The sequence below is a fragment of the Rhizobium sp. K102 genome (genome assembly GCF_022385315.1).
Classification (GTDB): domain Bacteria; phylum Pseudomonadota; class Alphaproteobacteria; order Rhizobiales; family Rhizobiaceae; genus Rhizobium; species Rhizobium croatiense.
In genome coordinates, this window is sequence record NZ_CP092434.1 from 110,902 (window position 1) to 134,280 (window position 23,379).

15 protein-coding genes and 8 pseudogenes are annotated in these 23,379 nt (G+C 55.4%); 11 read left to right on the plus strand and 12 right to left on the minus strand.

Annotated features, from left to right (window positions below):
• Window positions 1-109: 109 nt before the first annotated feature.
• The gene (locus MHI61_RS03545; protein WP_165779456.1) at window positions 110-274 is read right to left on the minus strand and encodes a hypothetical protein; all 165 of its coding nucleotides are present in this window, start codon (window positions 272-274) and stop codon (window positions 110-112) included.
• Between the two features lie 322 nt (window positions 275-596).
• Entirely contained in the window at window positions 597-905 is a 309-nt protein-coding gene (locus tag MHI61_RS03550) for a DUF736 domain-containing protein (protein ID WP_011427400.1), read from the minus strand.
• Between the two features lie 480 nt (window positions 906-1,385).
• Between MHI61_RS03550 and MHI61_RS03555 the strand changes: the two genes are divergently transcribed.
• Complete coding sequence (locus MHI61_RS03555) at window positions 1,386-1,562, plus strand: hypothetical protein (protein WP_183741011.1); 177 nt, start codon at window positions 1,386-1,388, stop codon at window positions 1,560-1,562.
• A 6-nt stretch (window positions 1,563-1,568) separates the two neighbouring features.
• Here MHI61_RS03555 and MHI61_RS03560 read toward each other — a convergent pair.
• Window positions 1,569-1,970, minus strand: a pseudogene (locus MHI61_RS03560) (zincin-like metallopeptidase domain-containing protein); the annotation flags it as partial.
• 212 nt (window positions 1,971-2,182) lie between these two features.
• Between MHI61_RS03560 and MHI61_RS03565 the strand changes: the two are divergent.
• On the plus strand, window positions 2,183-3,088 hold the full coding sequence (locus MHI61_RS03565) for a hypothetical protein (protein WP_011427397.1): 906 nt from the start codon (window positions 2,183-2,185) through the stop codon (window positions 3,086-3,088).
• A gap of 147 nt (window positions 3,089-3,235) precedes the next feature.
• Window positions 3,236-3,409, plus strand: coding sequence for a hypothetical protein (locus MHI61_RS03570; protein WP_165779457.1), 174 nt, complete (start codon window positions 3,236-3,238; stop codon window positions 3,407-3,409).
• A gap of 150 nt (window positions 3,410-3,559) precedes the next feature.
• Here the strand turns inward: MHI61_RS03570 and MHI61_RS03575 are convergent.
• Window positions 3,560-3,898: pseudogene (locus MHI61_RS03575) on the minus strand (transposase); the annotation flags it as partial.
• A gap of 176 nt (window positions 3,899-4,074) precedes the next feature.
• Between MHI61_RS03575 and MHI61_RS03580 the strand changes: the two are divergent.
• Together MHI61_RS03580 and MHI61_RS03585 are read left to right on the plus strand one after the other, a co-directional pair.
• Window positions 4,075-4,419 (plus strand): annotated as a pseudogene (locus MHI61_RS03580) (transposase); the annotation flags it as partial.
• Window positions 4,414-4,805, plus strand: a pseudogene (locus MHI61_RS03585) (IS5-like element ISRel20 family transposase); the annotation flags it as partial. The pseudogenes MHI61_RS03580 and MHI61_RS03585, both read left to right, overlap by 6 nt.
• A gap of 156 nt (window positions 4,806-4,961) precedes the next feature.
• Here the strand turns inward: MHI61_RS03585 and MHI61_RS03590 are convergent.
• Both MHI61_RS03590 and MHI61_RS03595 read right to left on the minus strand, forming a co-directional pair.
• Window positions 4,962-5,084 (minus strand): annotated as a pseudogene (locus MHI61_RS03590) (IS5/IS1182 family transposase); the annotation flags it as partial.
• An 898-nt stretch (window positions 5,085-5,982) separates the two neighbouring features.
• A complete protein-coding gene (locus MHI61_RS03595) occupies window positions 5,983-7,881 on the minus strand; it encodes a potassium transporter Kup (protein ID WP_011427392.1) in 1,899 nt (632 codons plus the stop codon).
• Window positions 7,882-8,375: 494 nt separating this feature from the next.
• Between MHI61_RS03595 and MHI61_RS03600 the strand changes: the two genes are divergently transcribed.
• The 4 genes and pseudogenes from MHI61_RS03600 to MHI61_RS03615 all read left to right on the plus strand — a co-directional run bounded on the left by MHI61_RS03600 (window position 8,376) and on the right by MHI61_RS03615 (window position 11,140).
• Window positions 8,376-8,804: a transposase gene (locus MHI61_RS03600; RefSeq protein WP_239789417.1), complete on the plus strand. Its 429-nt coding sequence runs from the start codon at window positions 8,376-8,378 to the stop codon at window positions 8,802-8,804.
• Window positions 8,801-9,138, plus strand: a pseudogene (tnpB, locus tag MHI61_RS03605) (IS66 family insertion sequence element accessory protein TnpB); the annotation flags it as partial. The gene MHI61_RS03600 and the pseudogene tnpB, both read left to right, overlap by 4 nt.
• Window positions 9,139-9,212: 74 nt before the next feature.
• On the plus strand, window positions 9,213-10,847 hold the full coding sequence (locus tag MHI61_RS03610) for an IS66-like element ISRel24 family transposase (protein WP_011427389.1): 1,635 nt from the start codon (window positions 9,213-9,215) through the stop codon (window positions 10,845-10,847).
• Window positions 10,847-11,140, plus strand: a complete 294-nt coding sequence (locus tag MHI61_RS03615; protein WP_077991718.1) for a hypothetical protein — start codon at window positions 10,847-10,849, stop codon at window positions 11,138-11,140. Before MHI61_RS03610 ends, MHI61_RS03615 begins: the two co-directional genes overlap by 1 nt.
• A 322-nt stretch (window positions 11,141-11,462) precedes the next feature.
• Here the strand turns inward: MHI61_RS03615 and MHI61_RS03620 are convergent, their stop codons facing one another.
• Window positions 11,463-12,416, minus strand: coding sequence for a hypothetical protein (locus MHI61_RS03620; protein WP_011427388.1), 954 nt, complete (start codon window positions 12,414-12,416; stop codon window positions 11,463-11,465).
• Window positions 12,417-12,616: 200 nt separating this feature from the next.
• Between MHI61_RS03620 and MHI61_RS03625 the strand changes: the two are divergent.
• Window positions 12,617-13,605, plus strand: a pseudogene (locus tag MHI61_RS03625) (IS5 family transposase).
• Window positions 13,606-13,657: 52 nt separating this feature from the next.
• Window positions 13,658-14,506 (plus strand): annotated as a pseudogene (locus MHI61_RS03630) (IS256 family transposase); the annotation flags it as partial.
• A 124-nt stretch (window positions 14,507-14,630) separates the two neighbouring features.
• Here the strand turns inward: MHI61_RS03630 and MHI61_RS03635 are convergent.
• The 5 genes from MHI61_RS03635 to MHI61_RS03655 form a co-directional block, all read right to left on the minus strand.
• Window positions 14,631-15,467, minus strand: coding sequence for an IS5-like element ISRel20 family transposase (locus MHI61_RS03635; protein WP_011427384.1), 837 nt, complete (start codon window positions 15,465-15,467; stop codon window positions 14,631-14,633).
• Window positions 15,468-15,703: 236 nt separating this feature from the next.
• Window positions 15,704-16,806 (minus strand): IS3-like element ISRel21 family transposase gene (locus MHI61_RS03640; protein ID WP_086005037.1). Its coding sequence is split into 2 segments (ribosomal slippage): window positions 15,704-16,545 and window positions 16,545-16,806, totalling 1,104 coding nucleotides; the frame shifts between segments, so codons are not numbered across the junction.
• A gap of 579 nt (window positions 16,807-17,385) precedes the next feature.
• Window positions 17,386-17,691, minus strand: a complete 306-nt coding sequence (locus tag MHI61_RS03645; protein WP_011427381.1) for a hypothetical protein — start codon at window positions 17,689-17,691, stop codon at window positions 17,386-17,388.
• A 1,054-nt stretch (window positions 17,692-18,745) separates the two neighbouring features.
• Complete coding sequence (locus tag MHI61_RS03650) at window positions 18,746-19,801, minus strand: NAD/NADP-dependent octopine/nopaline dehydrogenase family protein (protein WP_011427380.1); 1,056 nt, start codon at window positions 19,799-19,801, stop codon at window positions 18,746-18,748.
• 497 nt (window positions 19,802-20,298) lie between these two features.
• Window positions 20,299-21,711, minus strand: coding sequence for a trehalose-6-phosphate synthase (locus MHI61_RS03655; protein ID WP_225882645.1), 1,413 nt, complete (start codon window positions 21,709-21,711; stop codon window positions 20,299-20,301).
• Window positions 21,712-23,379: the final 1,668 nt, after the last annotated feature.

Genomic DNA, 23,379 nt, shown 5'->3' on the forward strand with positions numbered 1-23,379 from the left:
CCGTATCCGGTGTGAGCCGGAGGGGAGCGTTGAGGGGTGAAATCCCTGACAACCGGGAGGCCGGTCGATCCGGCCGACAGGCTCATATTCCAGCAGAATGAGAGCCGCCTCAGAAAGGCGGCTCGGCGTCGATGATGCCGTCCTGTTCGGCAAGCGCCGCGGCCAGATCGGCCTGGGCGAGTTGAAGCTCCGCTTCGACCTGGCGCCGCTCGACGGCGTCGCAGGCGTTCCTCAACTCGGCGCGCAGCTCCTCGATGTGCTGTTCGATGGTCATCGTCTCATCTCCTTGAGTTCGTGAAAGACGAGACGGCGGGGCGGGAAGAGATGGCAGGGTCAAGGAGCGCGGAAGCGACCGGCGGAGCCGGCGAGTGGGAGAGCCGATTTTGTTGGAGTGGAGGGAACCGGAGCGGAGGCAAAATTGGGGGCAACCGCTCGTCCTCGAGGCCGGCATTTCTTCCCGGCACGATAGCGTCATCTGAGCAGACAAATTCCGGTTCCGTATCGCACCGAAAAAGCCGGCGGAAGGCTCGATGCCTGCAACCGGCTTATCTTTGACGCCGGTTGGCCCCGCCTCGGCGGCGGGACTTGTCCGGATCTCAGTCCCGGTTGGGGCGGGACCAGATCAGCTGGTAGCCGTCCTCGCCCTCGACCTCGGTGAGCGTCGCGTAGATCGGAGCGGGGAAGCTCGGATCGTCGAGCTTGACCGAGAGGTAGTCGCGGTCCTGCTCGGAGCGCTTCTGCCAGGCCGCACCCAGCTCGACGTTGCCGGCGTAGATGCGGAAGTGCGGGCCCTTGTCGGAGGGGTTTTCGACGCGGGCGATGCGGGCCTTGACGTTGAGGGCGAGCGTGCGGATCGAGCCATTGAAGCCGGTTTCGGAGGTGGTGAAGGTGCCGATGGTTGCCATTGTCGTATTCCTTTGTTGTTTCGGGCCGCGCCCATCGCGGCCTCGATGGCTGTCGCAAAGATCGGGGACGATCGGACCGCACCCCCGGGGTCCCCGTTGCGCCCGCGCAATGGGGTGGCTCGTAGGGCCGCAATGAAATGGAGGGCGGCCAGGAGAAACTTTGTTGTTCCGCGAGGAATGGGCGCACCGCGCTCAGGGGAAGAAGGTTTTGGAAGGCCGTTGCGGGAAGACGATCGAGGCGAAGCCGGTTTTTCGATCAGACATGCCTCATCGAGCCCGCGAAGGACGTGGCCTGGCTCAGTGGCGGAAGGAATATGACGATGGCAGCCGCGCCCCGACTGCCTGCCGGACCCTTGCGACCGCGGGCCTGCCGCCTTGCCACATGTCAAAATCAAACGTCCGGAAACAGCCGAACAAGGGCGCTGCGTTGCCCGTTCTTCGCGCTATTGTCGTGCTCGCGAATCCTCGCCTGGAGGATCTATGCGTCCGCAGCCAAAGCCGTTTACCGTCGAAATCAGGCCGTCCCGGAAGCTCAAACCGATCGACCGGAAAACCTGGATCTGGGGCAAACTGGACCTCACGGCTGATCCTGACACGCTCTCCGCGTCCAAGCCTGAACAGGTGCCGGCCGCTGGCGAGACCAACGACCGACACTGATGGCCCTCAGGCAGCGAGCCGCTCGCCAGCGGTTTCGGGCTGCAGGGAGTGCAGGAAACTTACGGCCCGCTGCGCATGTGCCGCCGCCTGGAAAATAGCCCGTCTGTCGTCGCTCAGGACCTTGAGCCAGGAGTCGAGGTACGAGGCGTGATCGGGCCGGGGTTCGAGCTCGGGAACAATGCCGAGGTCGGCGCACAGAAAGCAGCTGCCGAGTTCGGCGATCAGTTCCTCTCGCGCCCGCTCGGATTTGTCCTTGGCATAGCGGCTGAGGTCGCGGCCGAGGCGATGCGCCGGCGCCGTGAAATGTGTGACCTCGTGACTCAAGATCGCATAGTAACTTGCCGCATTCTTGAAGCTCTCAAACGGCGGCATCTGGATGATGTCGGCGGCCGGCGCGTAAAAGGCCTGCCCGATCTTTCAAATGGTTTGAGATGGGAGGCGACTGTCGTAGCTCCTTCTATGTCGCTTTAGCCGAGCGGCGGCGCGGGGATTTAGCCTTTTACAGCAAGGAAGTGCCGGAAGGCGTCGTATTCTTGCAGATTAAACGAGATATTTCAGACCTCGATTCCGGCTCGTGATACGGTACTTTGTCCATTAAACAGGCACAGGATACCAGAGATATGCATAGCGAAGAATCGACGCGCCGCATTGCTGGAATCGGGACCGGCAGGCCGGTTCGATTGCCGGAGGCGATCTTCGGCGAAGTGGCAAAACGTCTAATTACCGAAGACTTCGTGGAATCTGCCAATAATATGACTCGGCTTAAATTGGCCGGGCATTCGGCAAAAGATGCAGTCGAAAAGTCTGAGGCTGGAACGTTTCACACGCGGATAAATCGGCTAGGCAACACAAGTAAAGCCCTGTTCGAGGCGGCAATACCCTCCGAAGGGTTCTCAGCTAATCCCGACCTTAGACAAGGGGCTGCGACAGCCACTTTGCGAGCTTTTGCCATTGCGCCAACTCTTCCGTTTCAAACCAGGACCAGGAAAACTGCCTTGGTGGATCGAATCCTCGATCTGCCAAATGCCGGCAAGCAGCTCGCAGCAATCAGTGCTATCACGAAGCATTTACAAGTCCTCGCTCCGGAAGATAGGGATCGGCTCATCGACAGAGCTATTTTCCATTTCGAGCGCGAAGGTGCCCAGGGGAGCGTCCGAAACTATGCCGCCCGAATACTCGCTACTAACCATGGCACGCTGAGTTCAGAGTTGCGAACACGCGTCTTAAACGCGAGAAACAGCAATCCCGAGTTGGCGGCTGCCTATGCGACCGCAGAGGAGGTCGCGCGCTTTCTAGAAACCCAGCCGGCTCCCACCGTATTCAGGTCCGATCGTTCAGTGGATGAAAATATTGAAATCATTCAGCGAGAAACCGTGTCCTGCTTGGGCAACGTCGCTCTATCGAGCAAGCAGCGTATGGAGAAAATAGAGTCGATTGCCAATGCAACCACGGAAGCCGGCGAAATGTCGCGCGCGGAACTGATGAGTGCCACCAGACCGAGGCGGCAATACGACGAGGGAAGATAGCGTCGCTGATGAGCTGACGCCGGAAGTTTGCTCCGGTGCCGAGAGGCAGCAGACAACATGTAATTTCAAATGTAGTCAAAGTTCGATTTAGCCTACCGGGTCGAGATGATAGCTTGTGAACATCCAATGCATATCGGAGGCTGATTGATGGATAGAGAAAAGCAACAGCAGGCCACCGAGGTTCAAAGCTCTCCAAGTGCCGGGAGCCGTGTCGAACAGCAGACTTATTTCCCTCCTGAATTATTCACCGAAATTGCGAAGCACATGCCTTCCGACAATCCGGTGGAAACGGCAAAAATCTCGCGAACATCATGCTTGTAAGTCACGGGGTTAAGGATGCGGTTCAGGCAAGCCCGGTCGGGTCATTTCACGAGCGGGTAAAACGGTTGGGCAATTCCACCCGGGCCGTGCATGGGGCGCTCATACCCGATGATGGTTTGCCGGAATACCTCGGCCCAGGCACCGGTGTTCACTCGGTTGCGCCTCCCGTCCCTCGATTTCCCGCGCCGCCATCACCAGAAGCTGGTTGATGCGCTGCCACAGTCCGATCGCGCGCCAAGCATAAAAATAGCCGCGCACTATCGAAACCGGCGGAAAATCGCCCGGCAGTATGCGCCATTGGCAGCCGCTCGAGGCGATATAGAGGATCGCCTCCGCGACCGAGCGCATATTCGTCGCCCGACGCCGCCCGCCACGACGCGCTGGCGGGATCAGCGGTTTGATCAACGCCCATTCCCGGTCCTTCAAATCACTTGGAAAACGAAGCACGTCTCGGTTATGCTCACGGCGAGCGATAGCAGTCCAGCTCATCGAAACCCCATTTGATGATCGTGTCCCAGCAGATGGTGTAGGTGGCGGGAGGTAGCAAAGCCGAGTGCCCGCGCGCTTCTCGTTGCGCTGTAGCGGGTGATCGGCTTTGCGGGCGGCCATGGGTGTTTTCCGCTAGGGTCGGGTTGTTCAAGACCAACCTGACGGAAAGACCACCGATGACCAATGACATGATGAACGTGCGCTCACTTGTTGAGAAGAGCGCGGATGCAGATTTGTTGCGTGAGATGATCGGCTTTGCTGCCGAGCGGCTGATGGAGCTGGAAGTAGGCTCGGCTACGGGTGCAGAGTTCGGCGAGAAGAACCCCATGCGGCTAGCACAACGCAATGGCTACCGTGACCGCGAGTGGGAAACGCGAGCTGGAACGGTCGAGCTTCGCATCCCGAAGCTGCGCAAAGGCAGCTACTTTCCGAGCTTCCTTGAACCGCGCCGCATGGCGGAAAAGGCTCTGACGGCCGTTATCCAGGAAGCGTATATCCAGGGAATCTCGACCCGTTCGCTTGGATTTCTGATCTTCGTGTTCATCCATGCTGCCGACATACAGGATCGCGACGGCGCGCACCCCATGTCCTCAAGGCGATCCGCCGCCGTTTTCCGTGGCTGCGCCACATCTTCGCCGATGGTGGCTACGCCGGAGCCAAGTTGAGGCGAGCAATGAGCGGCCATGGTGACTGGACGATCGAAATCGTCAAGCGTTCGGATCACGCCAAGGGCTTCGTCGTCCTGCCCAAGAGATGGGTGGTGGAAAGGACTTTCGCCTGGCTTGGACGCTGCCGCCGTCTCGCCAAGGATTGGGAGAAATCGATCGAAAGCGCAACCGCATGGGCGCAAATCGCTTCAATCAGAATGCTCATAAGGCGCATCGCAAGGTATTGGATATACGAATGAACTTTTGAATCGGGCTCTGAGAGAACCGCGTAACTCCGATATGCGACTGTCTGCAGCGCGTTCGCGTGACCGAAGTCATGGATTTGGCTTGTGAAAACAAACGCCGTGCCCGATTGTTCTGCTGTCAGCGAGGCATCGTAAACTAGACGGGCACCTTGTGGCCGCGTGCTCATGAATGCGACCACAGGTTGAGCCGGTCATTCCGACGTCGCCATTATAAGCCCCTGAAACAGCTTCGAGATGTCGATCCGAGATACCGGCTTTTCGCCAGTGGACGAACGGCCGGATGCGGAGGTGTGATCATGTTCGGCGTCACGCACACCCGCGCCGGTTCGATGAGTTCATCGCCGCATTCAACCCCACGCCCTTTGATTTTGCCGGCGAGAACAATCGCAGCCCCGGCACGGCAATCGCGCAGTTCGCCAATGACATCATCGCGGGTGAATATACGGCCGCCGCCTACGCAGGCGTTTCCGTTTCGCGATATCGCGGCCGCAGCCTCCGCCCACTCAAACAGGAAATCCTCAGGGCCGTCGCCCGGCTGCGCCGCAATCCCGACTGGTCCCTCGCGGTCCTCGTGCCGGCGAACGTCTTGGCGGTTAGCGTCTTGAACGAAACGTCATGCAGGCCGAGTGCGCCCTGTTCGTCGAAACTGTCAGCCATATCGCCGCCGAAGACCTTAGCTTGCCGCTTTGAGCAAGCCGCGCCCCCGGCTGAAGCCGCTATCGTATATCCGTGCCCCTTTAATGTTCAGCGGCCATATCGCTGTAGCGGATAAAAAAGTCACATCCGTAGGTAAAGTCCAACAGCAACTGTTGAAAAAATGATCTTTTTACCGGAACGGCCCGACCTCAGAAGCGGATGGGGACCCTGACGATCGAGTGTCGTCGACTCTGGCCGGTTCCTGATCCGAGCGGCTGTCTGCGGTATCTGCTTTCCTGTTCAGGCTCATGCTTCCGTCTCCTTTTGCAATTTTTACCCCGCGTGAAATTTGAATGTGCTAATTGATTTGCTGTGAAGAAGGTCGGTTTCGGCTCTAATCCAACGGGATGGATACATGAGGCGCGCTCTGCATTTGAAGCAGATATTGTGTTCGCAACCTGCTCGAAGTTTGGACAACCCGTTGTTTGTCAAACACCGCCGAGGTGGTACTCTCTGGCCGCCGTCTCGGCCGCATCTAAACGATAATCTGCGATCCTAGTTCAACCACCCGGTTGGCGGGGAGGTGGAAATAGTCTGATGGTAGAGAGGCCCCATTCGCGAGGAGGATGAAGAACCGGTCCTGCCAGTAGGGCATGCCTGAATTGGTGTCCGGTATTACCTTCTGGCGGCCGAGATAGAAGGAGGTCGACATGATGTCGAACTTCAGTCCGGCCTTGCGTAACACTGCCAGGGCCTGCGAGACGTTCTGCGCTTCCATGTAGCCGAAGAGCAGTTCGACGCGGAAGAAGCGCTCGGAAATCTGCTCGATCCTGAAGCGGTCCTGGTTCAGGACGCGCGGCTTGTTGGCCGTGCGGATCGTCAGGATGACGTTGCGATCATGAAGCACATGGTTGTGCTTAAGATTGTGGAGAAGCGCGGCAGGCGCCGATTCCGGATCGCTGGTCAGGAAGATCGCGGTGCCCGGAACCTGGGCCGGCGAATGGTCGCTCTTACGCTCGATCGCGCTGACGAAGGAGGGGAGCGGAATATCGGTGTGGCGGGTCTTTTCCATCAGGATCGCGGTGCCGCGGCGCCAGGTCCACATGATGACGGTAAAGGCGGTGGCGATCAGGATCGGGATATAGCCGCCGTCGTGGATCTTCAAAAGATTGGCGCCGAGGAAGATCAATTCGAGCACGACCAGCGGCGCAAGCGCGACCACCGCAAGCGGAAGCGACCAGTTCCAGCGGGCCCGAACGAATTCGAAGGCCATGATCGAGGTGACGACCATGGCGCCGGTGACCGAGATACCATAGGCGGTCGCCAGCGCATCGGAGGTCTTGAAGCTCAGGACCAGGAAGATGACACCGATGAACAGCACGGCATTGACCGACGGCACGAAGATCTGCCCGGTATTGGTTTCCGAGGTGAAGAGGATTTCCATGCGCGGCAGGAAGCCGAGGTTGATGCCCTGGCGTACCATCGAGAAGGCGCCGGTGATGACCGCCTGGCTGGCGATGATCGTCGCGGCGGTCGCCAGAATGACGACCGGCAGCAGCGCCCATTTCGGGTACATCAGATAGAAGGGATCCGACATCGTCTCCGGCTTGCCGAGAACCAGAGCCCCCTGCCCGAGATAGTTCAGCGTCAGCGCCGGGAAGACCAGCAGGAACCAGGCCCACTGGATCGGGCGGCGGCCGAAATGGCCGAGATCGGCGTAAAGCGCCTCGGCGCCCGTCACCGTCAGAAAGACGGCGCCGAGCACGACGACGCCGTAAAAGCCCTCATGCAGCAGGAAGCTGACGGCATAATAGGGATTGAAGGCGGCGAGAATGCCGAAATCGTCGGAGATGTGGGAAATGCCGGCGGCGGCCATGACGAGGAACCAGACGGCGGTGATCGGGCCGAAGAACCTGGCGACGGCGCCGGTGCCGCGCGATTGCACGACGAAGAGCAGCGCCAGGATCACCACCGAAATCGGCACGATATAGTCCGACAAGCTCGGCGTGACGAGCTTCAGGCCCTCGACGGCCGAGAGCACCGACAGCGCCGGCGTGATCATCGCATCGCCGAGGAAGAGGGCGGCGCCCATCAGGCCGAGCAGCATAAGGATGGCGGTATGGCCGTTGGCGGTCTTCATCAACAGGGCAAGCAGCGACAGCGTGCCGCCCTCGCCCTCGTTGTCGGCGCGCAGCAGAAACAGCACATATTTGATCGTGACGATGATCGTCAGCGCCCAGATCATCAGCGAGATCAGGCTGATCACCTCGAAGCGGGTGAGGCCGTCATGGGCGATGGGCTTCAGCGCCTCGCGAAAGGCATAAAGCGGGCTCGTGCCGATATCGCCGTAGACGACACCGACGGAACCGAGCGCGAGATAGAACAGTTTGCTTGGCGTCATGTGGCCTTCGTGCGGATGGCTCTCTTCGGACATGAAGTTTCAACAAGCTCCTCAGAGCCAGCCTCTTTTTTCCCGCATCGCTTGGAGTGCCTAACAAAATTAGACGTTCGCAGCGGGTATAGATCATTGATCTGTCGAAGGACTCCTCGCTGACACAAGCCTTCTTTGAGAGCTTATCTCATGAACTCGACCGATCTGGAAAATTGAATCGAGCTTCATCTGTAGTGCTCAAGAGGTTCCAGGTCGCCGTGCAGATAAGCGCTGCGATCTGGCTCTTCATAGTCCTGAAGCGTGTTTCGCCCGCGGCTGGCACTGTTGCTTTTGCGAAGGCTGATCACTGACGCTGCACACGATACGCAGTGCCAATTTGTCGGGCACGTCCGCGCGTCTGCTGAGGCGCGACATTTTGATTTCGTTTGTAACAAGCGACTGTGCGTCGATTGAAATCGGTAGCGCGTTTAACATACAGATGGATGAAAGGCCTCATCGTATCCATCCGGCGAAGGCCGTCTGTCTTGATTTGCTGATTGGCTTTAAGTCCATACCTTATGTCATGCGCTACAATCATTTCCCCCATTGAGGTTCTGTCCGTCGACGATCTTGGTCGCCGTCGAGATTGGTCGGATGAAGAGAAGGTGCGGATTGTCGAAGAAAGTCTGCACGGATACCGGCAGGGTTCGGCGACAGCACGGCGTTATGGATTGTCGCGGTCATTGTTGACGACCTGGCGGCGGGAGTGCCGAAGCGGGCTTCTGAGCGTTTCCGCATCAACGAGCTTCGTGCCGCTTTCGATTTTGCCGCCGCCTGCAGCATCTTCCGAGATGATGGCTCCACTCCAGGCGGACGGCGATAAGTTGATCGAGATCGGCCTGCCGAACGGCCGACGACTGATGATCCCAGCCTCGCTTGATCCGACCATTCTTGCCCGCCTGTTGCCCGTCGTGGATGGGTCATGATCGCGTTTCCCGCTGGTGTGAAGGTCTGGATCGCGGGTGGCGTGACGGACATGCGTTGCGGCATGAACAGCCTGGCGCTGAAGGTCCAGCAAGGCCTTGGCCGTGGGACCCTGATGGCGGTGAGGTCTTCTGCTTCCGGGGTCGCAAGGGTGACCTGATCAAGGTCCTCTGGCATGACGGCGTCGGCATGTCGCTTTACCTGAAGCGGCTGGAAGCTGGAAAGTTCATCTGGCCGGTCAGCCAGAATGGCTCCGCCGTGCCTGTATCGTCGGCGCAGCTCGGCTATCTCCTGGAAGGGATCGACTGGCGCAACCCGCGCTGGACGCAGCGGCCTTCGAAGGCAGGCTGGCCGCCTGCATTCCTCTGTTTTTGTTGGGCTTTCGGCATGCGGCATGGTAGCTTTCGGCCATGGATGATGCTGCTTCGGAGATAGCCAGACTGCGCGCCGCGCTTGCGGCATCGGAAGCGCGTGCCGCCTCTGCCGAGGCCGACCTCGCACAGGTGCGCGCGGTCGTGACGACGTCTGAGGCGATGATCCGGCATCTCAAGCTCGAGATCGCCAAGATACGTCGCGAGCAGTACGGCCAGAGCTCGGAGCGCCGCGCCCGGCTGATCGAGCAAATGAAATTGCAGCTCCAAGAACTTGAAGCCGACGCCACCGAAGACGAGATCGCTGCGGAACGCGTGGCGACGAGAATCACAAATGTCTCCGCTTTCGAACGCCGCCGGCCGGCCCGCAAGCCGTTTCCCGAGCACCTGCCGCGCGAGCGCCTGGTCATCGATGCCCCGTCGACCTGCACCTGCTGCGGCTCGCCCCGCATCGTGAAGATGGGCGAAGACATCACCGAGACGCTGGAGATCATTCCGCGCCAGTGGAAGGTGATCCAGACGGTTCGCGAGAAGTTCACCTGTAGGGACTGCGAGAAGATCAGCCAGCCACCGGCCCCTTTCCATGCGACACCGCGGGGATGGGCAGGACCGCACCTGCTGGCGACGATCCTGTTCGAGAAGTTCGGCCAACATCAGCCATTGAACCGCCAGGCTGAGCGCTACGCCAGGGAAGGCGTCGCTCTCAGTCTCTCCACACTGGCCGATCAGGTCGGAGCCTGCACGACGGCCCTGCAGCCGATCCATGACCTGATCCGTGCCCATGTTCTGGCCGCCGAGCGGCTGCATGGTGACGACACCACCGTGCCGCTTCTGGCCAGGGGAGCAACAAAGCAGGCGAGGCTCTGGACTTACGTCCGCGATGACCGCCCTTTCGCGGGCGGCGCGCCTCCCGCCGCACTCTTCCACTTCTCTCCCGATCGCGAGAAGACCCACCCCAACACGCATCTCGCCGGATGGCACGGCACCCTGCAAGCCGATGCCTATGGCGGCTACAACGACCTCTATCGTGTCGACCGCCGCCCCGCGCTGGTGATCAGCGCACTTTGCTGGAGCCACGCGCGGCGCAAATTCTTCGAACTCGCTGACATCGCCGGCAACGTGCGCAAGGGCAAACCTGCCCACGAGATATCGCCCGTCGCGCTTGAGGCCGTTGCCCGCATCGACGCGCTCTTCGACATCGAGCGCGGCATAAACGGAATGCCTGCCGAGGATAGGCTCGCAGCGAGGCTGCAACATGCTCGCCCGCTCGTCGAAGAACTGCACGATTGGCTCATGGCCCAGCGCGGGCAAATGTCGAAGCACAACCCCGTCGCCAAGGCGATCAACTACATGTTCGAGAAGGAGGGTCGCTGGGAAGCCTTCGCCCGGTTCCTCGACGACGGCAGACTGTGTCTGACGAACAATGCCGCCGAACGAGCCCTGCGCGGCGTTGCTCTCGGAAGAACGGCATGGCTATTCGCCGGTTCCCAGCGCGGAGGCGAGCGTGCTGCCTTCATGTATTCCCTAATCGTCACGGCAAAGATGAACGATATCGATCCGCAGGCCTGGTTGGCGGACGTGCTCGCCCGCATGCCTGGCATTCCCGTATCACGGCTGCCGGAACTGTTGCCGTGGAACTTGCCCGCCGGAAGCGCCCGGCAGGTGGCGGCCTGATGGCGCGCCCGACGCATGTCTACACCATCGAATATGTCGCCACGCTGATCGGTGAGAACCTCGAGTTGCTTGAAGAAATCGCCAGCAATTCCGACAACATCGACTACGGCGAGATGATCCATGTCTACGACGGCACCGACGAGGGCATCACAACCTTTACCGACCGCGGCATCGAGAGCCTGCAGGAGTTCCTTGCCGACGTGCGCTCCTGGGAAGGCGGCGTTCGCCAATTTCTTCTCGACGAGCAACGTGATCCGGAAAAGATCGAACGCATCATGGCAGACGAGCCGTAATCATAAGCCCCGCGGCCTTGGCCGGATGGTTACGAACTATCTCCCTCACCAGGATGAGTACGGAGCGGATTCGGAGAGCCGATCGTTCATCTTATTGCGAACCTTGCAGGCGTCGATGAACCAATCGCGGAAGCTTCGCGAGCCAAGTTGTCGAGCGGAACGTCCTATTACGCTTACAAGAATGGTGAGAGCGACCCATTCAGTTTTGAGGCATGCTATTTCGAAACGGGATCGACTTTTTGGCCTCAAGCATCAAGTGACCGACGCCACCTGTTCGAGCAGCATCGGTCCGTCATGGCATCGATTTTAGGTTGTTGTCTGCCTATCGCCCAAAATCTGATCGCTCTCTGTGTTCTCGCTCGAAACCCCTACTCTGATGGGTATCTATAGTGCGTTTCACTAAGTCCGCTAAATGCATCTGAATTTCGGCTGCTTTCGACATGCGGCCGTAATCACTTCCCTGGTAACCAGTCACTAACTCTTGGATGGACTTTTCGATTCCGGTTATTATAGGGTCTAAATTTGATACGCTGCAACCGGTCCTTGAAGCACTTATTTTGTCTTCCCATTTTGTACGGAGCTCACTTCTACGTTCTGCTCGTTTCTGACAGATGTTAATTGCTGCATCTAGAACATGATGCTGTCCGTTGGATTCCAGAATGGTTTGTACCATCCGTCTTTGGAGCGGAGTCATTCTAACGTCGGCTTCGACAAGCGCTATCCCGCCCGCCACCATGAGCACGTCACTCATGTCTTCAAGTTCATCCGAGAAATATTCGAATGATTTCTGAAGGATAGCGTTGCTCTCGATCTGATCGAAAATCTTAAGATTCCCGGCCAGTCGTCCAATCGCCCAAGCTTGTTCCAAGCCGTGTTCCATGTTCATAACATGCGCCACGAGTTCACGTTTCCTAAATGCCGGTTGAAGATGTAAAGTCGCCTCAACGGCTTCAATGCGAACATGCGCGTACGCCCTGTGACCTGGATTATCGTCGGGATAATCGAAGCCACTCTCCGGAATCGCGGTGCGATAGATGATGTCGATTGCTTTGCTCAACCGGCTCAAACTGCGGTACAAAGCCCCGGTACTTTCATCGTTTTCCACGATGTTGCGCAATCTCTTACTGGTGCGTCGTAACGCATTTAGAGATTTCATCGTTTCTGGAGCTTCGTTGCTGACTAAGCAACCAAGAATCTTGCCGGCGGTGTCGGAATCCAACCGATCGAAAGCGTTCAAACTACTTGTAGCTTGACGGGTCGCATTCGTCCTATCCATAGCACGTTACCTAATTTCAACGCAGTACAATCATGATACCAGGCGCTTCCCGCGAAGTATTGTTTAATTGGGTTACGGATGCAATGTATGCCTCTGCCGAGGGCCCTCTGCCCTGATTTGGTGATTGGGGCGTTGGTGCGTGGATCGTTAATTGCATTGGCGTAGGTGGTCGGCAATCGCAATAACCGGTCTTTGCAACGATGCCTTTCAAACACAACGCCTCCCGACGCCATCGCATCAGCAAGATGAAGTTGGAGCTGACGAACTGGGCGGAATACGAGGCAGGTCTTCGTCGGCGCGGTAGCCTGACGCTTTGGATCTCGCCGGAGGCATTGTCGTCCTGGTGGGCGCCGAAGCGGACGACACGCGGTGGCCAGCCACGCTATTCCGATCTGGCGATCGAGACTGCTTTGACGCTGGGATTGGTTTTCGGCCTGCGTCTCCGACAGACGGAGGGCTTTGTTTCGTCGGTGCTGAAGCTGATCGGCCTGGATCTCGCTGTTCCCGATCACACGACGCTGAGCCGGAGGGCAAGCAAACCGAGAGCGCCAAAGAAACGGCAGGAGTTTCGTCTCCCGGACAAGGGACCCTCCACGTCCTCATCGACAGTACAGGCTTGCAGATCTACGGTGCAGGCCAATGGCTGGAAGAAAAGCAAGCAACAAAATCCCGTCGGGGATGGCGCAAGCTGCACTTGGCGCTGGATGCCGACAGCGGCGACATCATCGCACACGCCATGACGGACCAGGATGCCGGCGACGCCTCGCAGGTGGAGCCGCTGCTCGACCAGATCGACATGCCGATCGATCAGTTCACGGCCGATGGCGCCTATGACGGAAACCCGACCTATGAGGCCGTCGCCGGACACAGTCCTGACGCGGCGGTCGTCATTCCACCACGCGCCAATGCGATAGAACGGCCGGACGCCGGTCCCTCCCGCCAAAGAGACCGCCACATTGCGGCGATTAACGCCGATGGCCGGTTGAAGTGGCAAGTCGCTACGGGATATGGTAAGCGATCGCTAGTCGAGACCGCGATCGGTCGGTACAAATCGATCATCGGCCGCCGGCTAAGGGCACGCTCATTCGGCGCCCAGCAGACGGAGGTCGCCATCGGCTGCGCCGTCCTCAATCGAATGCTGGAATGTGCACGCCCGAATTCTGTCCGGTACAGACAAGCTACCGAGTAGCAAAGGCATCAAAGACAGACGTCCGCTTACACGGCGATCGCTGCACCAACGCCGTTCTGTCGACGACCTGGTCAAGGCCATGGGTATGAGCGGCATCTCCAAAAGCCAGGTGAGCCGCCTGTGCGAAGAGATCGACGTCAAAGTGAAGGCGTTCCTCGACAGGCCGATTGAAGGTGAGTGGCCATACGTCTGGGTGGACGCGACCTATCTCAAGGTCCGGCGTGGCGGCCGCATCGTCTCAGTCGCCGTCATTATCGCGGTCGGCGTCAACAGCGACGGTCGGCGCGAGGTCCTGGGTATGGAAGTTGGCACCTCGGAGGCCGAACCGATCTGGACGGAATTCCTCCGCAGGCTGACACGCCGCGGTCTACGCGGGGTGAAGTTGGTTGTCTCCGATGCACATGAGGGCATCAAGGCTGCCGTTTCCAAGGTTCTCAATGCCACTTGGCAAAGGTGCCGCGTTCACTTTATGAGGAATGTGCTGGCGCATGCTGGAAAGAGCGGCAGGCGGGTCGTATCCGCCTTCATCGCGACGGCCTTTGCCCAGGAGACGCCGGAGGCAGCAAGCGCTCAATGGCGCAGTGTCGCCGACCAGATCAGACCGAAAGTGCCGAAGCTCGCGACCATCATGGACGACGCTGAAGACGATGTCCTCGCCTACATGACCTTCCCGAAAGAGCACCGGGCAAAGCTGCACTCGACGAATCCAATTGAACGCCTCAACGGCGAAATCAAACGCCGCACTGAGGTCGTTGGCATCTTTCCGAACGACGATGCCATCGTCCGTCTCGTCGGTGCATTGCTGCTCGAACAGAATGACGAATGGGCCGTCCAGCGTGCCAGGTATCTGATGCTTGAGACCATGGCCCAAATGAGCGATGATCCCCAAATCAGCCTGCCCCGCTGTGGCACGCTGATATCCCCTTCCGACCCATGTCGGGAAAGCACGGCAATCAGCCGTCAGCTACACCACTCCCGTGGACACGATCTTTTTATCCAGATATCTAAGAGCCCGATTCAAAAGTTCATTCGTATATCCAATACCTTGCGATGCGCCTTATGAGCATTCTGATTGAAGCGATTTGCGCCCATGCGGTTGCGCTTTCGATCGATTTCTCCCAATCCTTGGCGAGACGGCGGCAGCGTCCAAGCCAGGCGAAAGTCCTTTCCACCACCCATCTCTTGGGCAGGACGACGAAGCCCTTGGCGTGATCCGAACGCTTGACGATTTCGATCGTCCAGTCACCATGGCCGCTCATTGCTCGCCTCAACTTGGCTCCGGCGTAGCCACCATCGGCGAAGATGTGGCGCAGCCACGGAAAACGGCGGCGGATCGCCTTGAGGACATGGGGTGCGCCGTCGCGATCCTGTATGTCGGCAGCATGGATGAACACGAAGATCAGAAATCCAAGCGTATCGGTGACAATCTGACGCTTGCGGCCCTTAATCTTCTTGCCTGCATCATAGCCGGATATTCCGCCGCTTTGCGTGGCCTTGACGCTTTGGCTGTCGATAATCCCTGCCGTCGGTTGCGCCTCCCGTCCCTCGATTTCCCGCGCCGCCATCACCAGAAGCTGGTTGATGCTCTGCCACAGTCCGATCGCGCGCCAAGCATAAAAATAACCGCGCACTGTCGAAACCGGCGGAAAATCGCCCGGCAGTATGCGCCATTGGCAGCCGCTCGAGGCGATATAGAGGATCGCCTCCGCGACCGAGCGCATATTCGTCGTCCGACGCCGCCCGCCACGACGCGCTGGCGGGATCAGCGGTTTGATCAACGCCCATTCCCGGTCCTTCAAATCACTTGGAAAACGAAGCACGTCTCGGTTATGCTCACGGCGAGCGATAGCAGTCCAGCTCATCGAAACCCCATTTGATTTAGCACCAATAGGGAATCACAACTGCCTGTTATCGCTCAACTTCTTTTAAATCGGGCTCTAATCCTAGGGATAAACGGACATACGGACAAACGAACTCTACGTCGCTATATATCCCGTCACCTGCCACCGAACTTTCATCCGGCAGCGATTAGAGCCCCGGCGGTTTTGAACCGCTCCCAAACGTTGGACCACCGGATGCTAGAGTTTTCCGGCTTTATTCAGGGAGGCGGGCTGGTTGCGCACCCTGAATTCACCAACGAGATCGGCACCTTGTTGCCGATCGCACCATGAGGTCTTTCCTCATTGTAGTATCTACGCCAATCCTCCATCTTTTCGCGGGCATCCGCAAGGGTCAGGAACCAATGCTGGTTCAGGCATTCTGCACGGAAGCGGCCATTGAACGCTTCGATGAAGGCATTATCAGTTGGCTTGCCGGGGCGTGAGAAGTCCAACGTCACGCCCTTGGAATAGGCCCACAGGTCCAAGTCGCGCGACACGAATTCCGTCCCTTGGTCGACACGGATCGTTTTCGGATAGCCGGCTTTTTGGCACACCCGTTCAAGGGTTTGCACAACGTCTTCGCCTCTATAGCTATGACGTGGATCAAGCACCGGCACGTAGCGCGAGAAGGTGTCGACCACCGTCAGCACGCGCAGTTTCTTACCGATTGCGAGTTGGTCATGGACGAAGTCCATCGCCCAGACGTCGTTGGGTCCGACGGCCATGTGCCGATCCTCGCGAAGCTTGGCCTTTACCCTCCGCTTCGGTGTCTTGTTCCGCAACTGTAGCCCCAAGTCCCTGTAAATGCGGTAGGTTCGCTTGATGTTGGTGCCCCAACCCTCGCGTTCCAACAGCACATGCACGCGGCGATAGCCGTACCGCACACGGATCTCGCAGATCTCGCGAATACGACGTTCCAGACCGGCCTGATCAGCACGGCGAGAGGTATAGTGGTGAGTTGATCGATCGAAGTTCAACGCTCCACAAGCACGTCGGATCGAGATCGCCCAATCGCAGCACATGCCTTTCACCATCTCCCGCTTCCGAGCAGGCCTTAGAGCTTTCGGCGGATGACATCCTGCAACATCTCGCGGTCCAGCGTCAGATCCGCGACGATCTTCTTCAGGCGCGAATTCTCGTCCTCGAGCTGTTTCAGCCTCTTCATCTCCGGTGGCAGCATGCCCGCGTATTTTTTCTTCCAGTTGAAATAAGTCGCCTGGCTGATCCCCGCCTTCCTGCAGATTTCAGCAACCGACACGCCTTCATCACCTTGCTTCAGAATGAACGCCTTCTGAGCGTCCGAAAACTGCGACGCTTTCATCGTCTTCTGGTCCCTTTCCCAGCCAGGAAAATGCACCGGAAAACTCTAACCAAAACTGGTCCAGTTTGAAGGGTTCAGATCACCCGCCAAGATCGTCTTTTATAACCAATTAGACATATCAGGATCAAACACGCATTCGTTAAACAGGGCAGGGTTACGCGGCCCTTTGGTGCGACGGCAAATGGAACGTCCACTTATTGCCAGCGAAGATAAGCCGCCAGTTTTGAAATATGCGCCTTCCACTGTGCTATCGTCATGGCTTACGAGACTTACTGACAGCGCCGTGCGCATAAATCCATCGTTTTATTGAGCATCACGTGACTCAAAGACTTTCGGAATACTGGCTTGAAAATTGCCCCTATAATTAATTGCACAAAAATCAGTGAATAAAGGCACCAATTGGGGAGTGGTTATCTGCTCTGTCGTCAGCGCTTACCTCACACAGGACGAAACCCGCCTATCGCGTCCAAACGCTTGTGGGGCACAATCACGTGGCGCAAGACTTTTTGCCTTATCTTATTGTCGTCACTTGAAAATGACAGCGCAGTTTTGTTCACGGGACACCTGTAAGACCGGTCATCATTGAGTTAGTGATTGTGCTGTAGTTGTCGCGTCAAGATAATGATTAAAAGTAAAACAATTTGCGATCCCGCTGGCGCAACCGGGCTCGTTGTCAAAACTCTTGATTTGTTTAAACCAGATAAAGAACGTCTTCAGTTGATCGAGATTTTCAATATGGGGGTAATTGGGCACAGCTTTCGATATCATGATTCGTTTGCCGACTGCATCAAGCAATGGCTTATCCCTCGCTGGTTCATATCCCAGAGCAATCCGCTCAGCAATAGAATAGGCATCCTTTACGTTTTCCTTGAAGTTGTCAGCCACCCCCACCCCTTGTCGGCCAACTCGACGATATTAATGGATTTGATCTTCTGCATTGCCACGAGCGCATCTTTATTCTCGCTTGCCAGTTTTTCCTCCAAAGGTTCCCAATCGACCGCGAACTTGATCTGTACAAAATATTCAATCACTATTGCAAACGGCAGAAAATTTAAAGTACAGGCCTACCTTTTCGGAGTTCAAGCAGACAAAAAAAGCCATCTGCTGCCCCAACATCTCGCGAATTATAGGATACGGTGCTTCGGGAAATTGGCTAGACATTGCAAGAAATTTCGGCCTTTTTGGCAAATATGTTGGTCAGTGATAAGAATTTATAGACCGGGTGACGAGCCATTTTCGTGAGAATGACGTCAGGGCAGGGCTCAAATGCCCAGTGAGGTCCGGTTTGCAGGAGCAAAGTAATCCCTAGCATATTTTCGTCGAAGCCGACTGTATTGACGGACTAACCCTTCTCAAATCAAAAGCGTGTATTCGCGGGATGGTAGTCTACGCGGCTTATCAAAGAATAAAATATATGGATTATGGTACTTTGGTTGAACACGTTTTTGTAATTCCACTTGATTTAAATAGCTGTGTTTGATTTTTTATTACAGTATCCCTCCGTCGGCAGCTGCAAACACGCAACCTTTAACCGCTCAAATTGAAATAGCGTTGCCGAAATTATTTTATCAAAATCTACGTAATATTTGGCTTTCTAAGGGTAACGGATTTCGCGTAGTCGAAAATTTCGGCATCAGGGTGCAGTTCACGGGGAGCACGGAATGGTAACTCACACTTAAGATAGTCGCACAATCTTGTTGATTTACATTAAAACGATAACAAAGGCCGCTTTATTTATACATAAGAGCGAGCAGATACATCACAACCACGTACAATCCGATTTAGCGTTCTTTCATTTATAATGCATTAGAGCCTTAGGGCTCGGTTGAACGCCATCATCACACTACGGGGAGCGGCTATAACCGCATAATGTAGAGCATAACAACACTTATAACTTCCGCGAAAACACAAACGTAGATTGTGTTTCGGTACTTCTGGATTAATTTGCACCCCATTTCGCGACGATTTCATCCCCAGAGAGACCCTCCATATCCAGTTTAGCTAGGGTCAGTCCGGTTTCTTCGAAGTCCTCTCCGGCTAAAGCCCGTGCTTGAGCCAAAACCCAGTCCGCGATCTCGGCGTTGATACCGAACTTTTCTGCAAGGCCTCTGTAAAAGGGGAGCATCCGGCAGTCTTCAGTAAGGTAACGGTGCTGCATGTCGGAGGGAACTCCAAGCGTGGCATTGTGAGAGGGAGAATTGCGCGCAAACGCGAGGTAGTTTGGCTCGTTCCTTCCATACCAACGATTGACCAGACCGATGTGGCTAATCCCTGCAAAATTGAACTTCGCAATAACGGACATGCGGAGTTCATCAAGTTTCTCCATCTTCTCACAGACGGAGGGGGTCATACCGTCCCTATAAAAGCGAAAGCTCTCACCAGCCAGGATGCGCTGGGCGTTCTCTATCACGGTCACCGGATGAGTGATGAAATTGGTGTTGTGCATGGCGACATCCAGTATGTTTGCACGCCATTCAAGCCTACTTGGAAAGAGAGCTTCGACTTGACTTCGATACTCCGTCTCACTGTCAGCATCGAAAGCGGCAATCTCAATCACCTTTTTAAAGGCCTTAATGAAAGCCTTACCTTCATCGATACGGCAGCCATAAGGTGAGTTGGACGCCTCAAACGTGGCAGCAGTGCTTAGCTTAACCCCAACCAGGCTCGCCAAAAGTCCGGGAACCCATATAAGGATCTTGCTTGCGAGGTCATGTTCAGCCAGCCTGACCTTCAGCTCTTCCTTAACGCCGGCCTTAGCGGGAATGGTAACAATGATTGCTTCTGCCTCGGATACGGCATGGCCAAGGTCTGGGAGAATGGTGGGGTAGAAATGCCCAACAACAGCCCCCTTTGCTTCTAGCCCTTCATTGGCAATCTTGATGCTGTTGCCGGGATGACTGGGGTGAGTCCAAATTGAAACCCGATGATTTCGGCTGGATAAGTCCGCGGCGAACGCGTTTCCAAGATTACCGGCGCCGATAATAAGGACTTTCATATTTAGAGAAATTTGATTGTAGGATTGAGATGTGAATTTCCCCTTGCCAAACTCCGTATTTATAATCGATGAAAGGGATTTTTGACGTAAGCACTTACGCATTATGCGCTAAAGTCTTGGAGTGGCCCATCAATCACAATGGCGCACAACCATACGATCTAGAAGCCGTGGAACTCTTGGGATTCCCAAAAGTGAGCAAATCAGATTCAAGACTGTCTTTTGGAGGCAGTCATGGGTCTTTTAGATCGCCTTTTGGAAACAAAATGCGCCATTTATACAACAAATAATATAGATACATTATTTCAGATTAAATAAGCCATACACTAGAGATAAAGAAAATTACGAAGCTAGTTAGCGAAACTAATTCATACCAATAATTTGACTCAGGCAGACGATGTATACTGTATTGATCTTTACATGGGTCTCGCCTTTTGAGCACAACGAGTTATACATATGAACGTATAAATAAATAATATTCGTCCCATGACAGTAGTGCTTTAGCTAAATAAGTCATCAAGATACGTATTGGTCCAGTAGTTGATATCGTGTTCCAACAGCCAGGTCATCATATTCCTCCAACGATCTTTACGCTCAGTAAGCGGCATTTCTAAGGCGTCTGCAATTGCCTGAGCCATACTTTGAATATTTCGGGGATCTACAATAATACCCGCAGAAAGCTCTTGCGCGGCGCCAGCAAACCCAGAAATAATTAAAACGCCAGGGTTGGCCGCGTCTTGCGCTGCAATATATTCCTTCGCCACGAGGTTCATGCCATCCCTGATCGGCGTTACGAATCCAACCCTCGCCAACCTAAAAAGAGCGCCAAGCTCATCTCTAGACGAACCAGAATTGATATAGCGAAGAGGCGTCCAGTCCGCCGTCCCGATTGCGCCATTTGCCTTGCCGACCGCTTCCGCGACCGCCGCTTGCAATTGTTGATATTCCAGAACGTCGGAGCGGGATATGGGAGCGATCTGGAGATAAGTCACTTTCCTGAGATACGAGGGGTTACCTTTAAGGAACGTTTCGTAAGCCCTCACACGCTCCAGGATGCCCTTCGTGTAGTCAAGGCGATCAACTGATATAATCAGCGTCTGCCCCTGCAAGCTTTCCACCATTTGACGCATCGACGGCTGCTTCGCCGCAGCCGCAGCGGACTTCGCGAAATTCAGGGTTTCAATGGAAACAGCGTACGCACCCAGTTTGATCCTCCGCCCAAACAAGAGAACAACGTCATTCTCTAGTTTTCCACCCTCATTGCAGCAATTCACAGCCTCATAAAAATTTGTCAAATCATTGCGTGTTTGAAAGCCTATCACATCATAGCTGGACATTGCTTTAAGCAAAAGCTTGTGTACAGGCACGTCATGAAGCACTTCGAACTTCGGCCACGGGACATGTAAAAAAAAACCGACACGCCCTATGGAACCTAGCTTCCTTAGTTCTTCAGCCAGTGGAATCAGGTGGTAATCATGCACCCATACTGCATCATCCGGACGCCACAAAGGAAAAAGTATTTCCGCAAAGGTGGCGTTCACCCGCCGGTAGGCCACCTCGTAATCTTCGCTAAGAACCGCACGATCCTTAAACGAGTGAAAAAGAGGCCAAAGGGTCTGATTGGAAAAGCCGTTGTAGTAGTCCCGGACGTCGGCGGTGGTGAGGTCAACTTCGACGTACGTTACATTTCCCTCTCGAGTCATTTTCGTTGATGTAGCCTCGGCGTCAGTATTTCCGGACCAGCCCATCCAGATGCCTCCCCTCAACTTCAAAGCAGCATTCACGGCGACGGCCAACCCGCCTGAATTGTTACCAGGAGACGCATCACGGCGAATTCTGTTGGAAACTACGATCAGACGACCCTGCGTGTCGATTGGGTCGACCGGGCATCCTAGAAACTCATGCTCCGTCAGCGCACAGCATTCTGAACAATTTACCGTAGATGAACCAAGTGTGTTTTGCGGCCTCACACACTTCATAATTCAAATGTATTTATTGAAATCCTACTATTAAAATGCTCGCCACAATTTCGCATTATACGTAATCTTATTTATACATACAAACAAAGAAAGGCTACAAAGCTATATATCCAGCCAAGCCTTGCCAAGCCAAACCTTGCCAAGCCAAGCCAAGCCTTGCGCGTGACGCATTGTGCCTCTTCAATCGATTTGGTGGCTCTAGTTTGATTGCGACTGCGGGGCATTCTAACCGGGCTGTTTGCGCCACGGGGCGCTCTTCCTTATTGGGCCTCCACATCCACGCATCATAAGTGTTCAGGGTCAATCCCTTGAGCTTTCGCGGCGGCTCTTCGCGGGGCGATATCAATGACCTCTTGTCTTTTGCGAAAAGCCATCAAGCGTCGCCATCTCAAAGCGTGGCCAATAAGAATAACCTAACGCTGTCGCTTTCTGTCGTTCTCCAACGGTAAGCCATGTTTGGGTCTCGCGAAGGGCCCTAGTTTTTTATTCTTTAGCGCTTCGCGCATGCAAAGGCCATTATTCTGTTCGCCCGGCTAAAAACCCACTTTGCAACGGCTGGAAGGACTTAATCCGTCCCCTATTTATATCCCTCCTCGTCATTCTAGCCATCACAACTCCTTGTCCTTCCATCACACAACGTAGACTTGCAGCATCTGCCTCCTCACGATGTCGTCGTCGTCGTGGACCCCCTTACAACTCACAAATGCGTCTGCTCGTTTTCTGACTTCTGCGCTCTATAACGCCAAGACGAACTACTCAATTGCAAAGGGTATACCCGCGATTGACCTCGGATACATCTATATGAGCAAAGCGGAGGTTGAGGAATGTGTGAGCACTAGACGGTTGAGTGGAAGCCCGTCTCTGTCGGACAAGTCTCCGGCCAACCCGCCCCCCGGGCCATCATGGTACATCGCTGTTGATCGGAACGCACCTCTGACGGGCTCGATCGACGTGGTCGGATATGGGCCAGCCGTAGGCCGGCGGTAAACGCATGATCGAAGTTGCCGTACGTTGGCCTGGGTCTATTGTTGTGTTCGTTCAGTCAGTTTTTGACTGTTGTTATTTTTTCCTTGATTTGTAAGCGTTTGCTATCGTGTTTATGTCTCGGCCTTGTGGCGAGGTCCGTCTACGTGTTTCGTTTTATGAATAAGCCAGGTCAGGCTAATGAAAAGAATTTATATTTGTATGAATTGCGTCGCAATTTTTTATGCACTGAGCACTTTTGATATTCGAACTCAAACTTTATCATCTAATAATTCCGTATTGCAAACCAGACAATTCCAGGCAGCGAACTCATAAATTGCTTGGCGTTTTTCGCGTGTCGTGATTCAAGGCTTCCGAATGAGGGAGCCTCTATGACGCGTCGCCGCTACGAACTCACCGACCACGAATGGTCGATCCTGTGCCACTGTGTGACTTCTTATTGCTATTCGTAGAAGTTGTCATATTTAACGTTATTTCGCAAGTTTAGCGCGATGTCTTTATTTTCAATGTTTAATATAAGCCAGGCACGTTGATATCTTTCTTTATTGATAATGAAATTTTCCAATGTTTACAAACGGAATAGGCGGCAAGCCCACTTAGTTACCAGGTTGTTGCCAT